Consider the following 3,427-nt stretch of genomic DNA (forward strand, 5'->3'; position numbering starts at 1 on the left):
TAAAAGGAGTTGAACAAAGCCAATAAAGCAATAAATTTAAAAATTTTCAATTTTGTTTTCATATTTAACGTTGTTTTTGGTTACTAATTTTTTAAAGGTTAGTTGAGCAAATATAGCCTACAACGTTCCCACGCTTGGCGTCAGTTGCGAACTTCGGAACTGATTATTTTCTGTTAAAGATAATATTTCTTGCGAAACGTGAACGTGAATTTACCACAAAATTCGCAATTGCGCCAAACGTGTGTTGGCGGTAGTATTTTATATGGATTCAAATTTTCCGTTTCTGTATTCAAATAATTTTTCAGAAACTAAATGATCTCCATTTTCATTTATTTCGCTTATTGTCTGTTTAAGTTTCTTAATATTTTCTGCGTCATTTTTACCTGTAATAATTAACAAATCGCGCGATGGAATTCCTACTACAATTTCACCTTTAACTTTAAAGTTTTCTTCATTCCAAATGTCAAGCAAAATCATACTTGATTCATAATTTCCGTCCACTAATAACATATAGTAATCATTTTCGCCGTGTCTTTCGATTTCGATTGAGTTTGACAAATTCTCGATAGCAATTTTTTTGAGTTCACTTTTTTCAATGTTTAGTTTTTCAAAATCTTCTTGAGTTAAATAATTTATGTTTGTTTCTGTATCTTCGACATAGAAAATATAAAGTTCACTATTATACTTTTCGTAGGTGTGATTTTTTTCAAAATTTGGGTTTATTTTTAATATACTTTGAATGAAGCGTTCGTCTTTAATTACTGGTAAAATGTCAGATATATTTATCGTTCCGTTTGGTTTGTATAAACTATCAGATGAATTTAAATATTTTTCAAAAACTTCTTCAATATTTTCTGGTTCTCTTAAATATTCAGAATAACAATTATTCAGAAAATGTTTGTATTCGTTTGAGTTTTCAAATTCTGTTTGGATTTCAAGACCATTAATAGAAAATATTTTCAAGCCTTCAACTTTTTCAGTAAGACGTTTTGCAAACTCGGTAGAAAATTCAATTTCGTTAAGCATATTTTTCAGATAATATTTTCTCGTTTCCGCTCGGCTAATATTACCGCCAACGGTTTGTATATGGCACGTAGCCAATCACAGACCTAAGTAAAGAAGAAAATAATTTAATAACTGCACATAGTTCAAAAAAATGGCTGACAGGCTATGTGCTATATACGTTGTTAGCCACCGTTTTATTATGAAAATTGAACTTGATAGAAAAGCATTAGAAACATTAGTAAAAGGTAGCCAACCTTACTATAATGAGTTTGAAAACCCATTGGTTAAAAAAGCAGGACATTCTTATAGCGACCAATATAGTAGAACAAGTTGGGGAAGATTAGAAAACCTAACAGATGAAGAACTTTACAAACTATACGAAATATGTAAAAATAGTTGGTCTTAAATGGTGGCTAACGTTTGACGGATTGTGGCAGTTGCGTAAATTTAGCACTTAATTTCACAAGTACAAAACTCCTAATGAATTTTCGGAGAAAATTCAAACAAAGACCAAGCCAAGCAATTGCTACAAACCGTTGTTGGTAGCAGTTTTTTTTAGAAATATATCTCATCTTTTTTATCATAACGTTCAAAATTCTTGCCATTAAATCTTAGAATAAAGTTTCTGTTTTCATAATATCTTATTCCTTTAATCATTTCGTAAAGTTTATAAGATGATATGGAATCTTTAGCAAACTTTCTATATTTATCTTCGTGTAAGAATACATCTTTTAAATTTTGAGTCATTTCAGTTTCAAATTTCAATAAATTATTATTATAAGTATATTCACCATTGTAAAAATTCAGAAAAGGTCTATCAATAAATGCGGGATAATTTAAATCAATTTCATCTGTAATTTTTATAACATATGCTAAATAAAACCTAGCACTGCTATAAGCTTTATCATCACCTAAAAACAAGAACAAATCACTATTAAGCTTAATAATCTTATCATACTTTCCTTCTATATTTTCAGCTAAATTTGCTGCAATATATTTACCATTTTTTTTAACTACTAAAATTGAATAAGTAACGAAACCACTTGTGCCTCCTGACCAATATCCATAACTATAAGTTGTAATATTCTTTAAAACGGCATTTTTCTCTAAGCCCTTTATGCTATCAGGATTTATGCTGTTTGTATTTATAAAATTAACAATATCATTAGAAACGTTTGTTATTACAACATCTAAATCTATAGCAAAATCAGAAAACTCATAGGCACTTTGATTATCTAGCACATACTGTATTTTTTCTTCTAATTCCTTCTTAGTAGTGGAAAATTTAAAATTGGTTTCATATCTTTTTTCAATAATTATATCTTTTTTGTCTTCTAATTTAATAACCTCTTTTTCATTTTTTTGAAAACTATTAGAATTTTCTTGTTTACAAGAAATAAACATTAAAAAAAATATAATTATTAATTTCATAACGTTATTTTGTGTTAAAATTGCTACCAACGTTCTACTGCTTTGCATCAGTGGCTTGTGATTCAAGACTGACCACAACAAATATAGACAAATTTTCGATTAATAGAGGTTTTTCCGAAGGAAAAAACAAGCCCAAGCCATTGTGCAAAACAGTTGTTAGCGACAGTTTTTATTCTTCTTCAAAGTGTTTTATTCCGATTGATTCTAAAAAATTTCTCAATTTCTCAATTTTTTTATCGCAAAATACTATTTCTTTTACCCCTTTTGTTTCTCTACTACCATAACAATCTAGGCAAACTTCTATCGAAGCAAAAGGTTTTTCCTCTTTATTATAAAACACAAAAGAGTGCCTCGGTTCATAACAAGCAGCGGCAACAGAAGTGATACAATTCGTTTTGTAAAGAATATCAAATAATTGTTCATTTTGTTCATTACTTAATCTTATTTTTTCAATTGTATTTTTTCTAAAAACTTCCATTCTTCCTTTTTCAAGAATACTATATTCATAATAGTCTTTAGACATTCCATTAATTGTATCCCAATTCATTCTGCTTTCATATGATATAACTTCAATATATTCACATTTAGAAAATGGATATGATTCCGTAATGTTTTTTCCACAACCTATAAACGAATACAATAAAATTAAAAATATTAATGTCTTAAAAATTTTAGAATATTTCATTTATGTATATTTACGTTTTTTTCGGTCAAAATTGTCGCTAACGTTTAGTATATGAAAAGTAGGCGATTACGAGGCACGAAACTTTCAGTTAAGCACAAAGTTTGATACGAGCTAAAACCCTGGGAATTACTACTATTTCGCCTATTTTTTATATACATTGTTACCTGCTGGCTTTCCTTTTTTCAGTCGTTTGTGTCGGCAAAGGCATACTCTTTTGCAATTTTTGGTGTAGTCTGGGCTTGCGCGAATTGCAAATGTGTATGACTTTTAGCGTTGGAATATTCATTCCGTAATATCAGGTCAATC

At 28.9% G+C, this 3,427-nt stretch carries 4 protein-coding genes; 1 reads left to right on the top strand and 3 read right to left on the bottom strand.

The window, feature by feature from the left end:
* Positions 1-258: 258 nt before the first annotated feature.
* Entirely contained in the window at positions 259-1,026 is a 768-nt protein-coding gene (locus ACTF56_RS12900) for a DUF1444 family protein (protein ID WP_438967320.1), read from the bottom strand.
* 178 nt (positions 1,027-1,204) lie between these two features.
* Here ACTF56_RS12900 and ACTF56_RS12905 point away from each other — a divergent pair, with 178 nt between their 5' ends.
* Positions 1,205-1,411, top strand: a complete 207-nt coding sequence (locus ACTF56_RS12905) for a hypothetical protein (protein WP_438967321.1) — start codon at positions 1,205-1,207, stop codon at positions 1,409-1,411.
* Positions 1,412-1,560: 149 nt separating this feature from the next.
* Here ACTF56_RS12905 and ACTF56_RS12910 read toward each other — a convergent pair whose 3' ends face one another.
* Positions 1,561-2,436 carry a hypothetical protein gene (locus tag ACTF56_RS12910; protein WP_438967322.1) on the bottom strand — a complete coding sequence of 292 codons (876 nt, stop codon included), beginning with the start codon at positions 2,434-2,436 and terminating at the stop codon, positions 1,561-1,563.
* Positions 2,437-2,605: 169 nt separating this feature from the next.
* Positions 2,606-3,121 (bottom strand): hypothetical protein, encoded by a 516-nt coding sequence (locus ACTF56_RS12915; protein WP_438967323.1) that lies wholly within the window; start codon positions 3,119-3,121, stop codon positions 2,606-2,608.
* Positions 3,122-3,427 lie beyond the last annotated feature (306 nt).

Origin of the sequence: Flavobacterium sp. (assembly GCF_965657075.1) — a bacterium.
In the GTDB taxonomy this organism is placed as follows: Bacteria; Bacteroidota; Bacteroidia; order Flavobacteriales; family Flavobacteriaceae; genus Flavobacterium.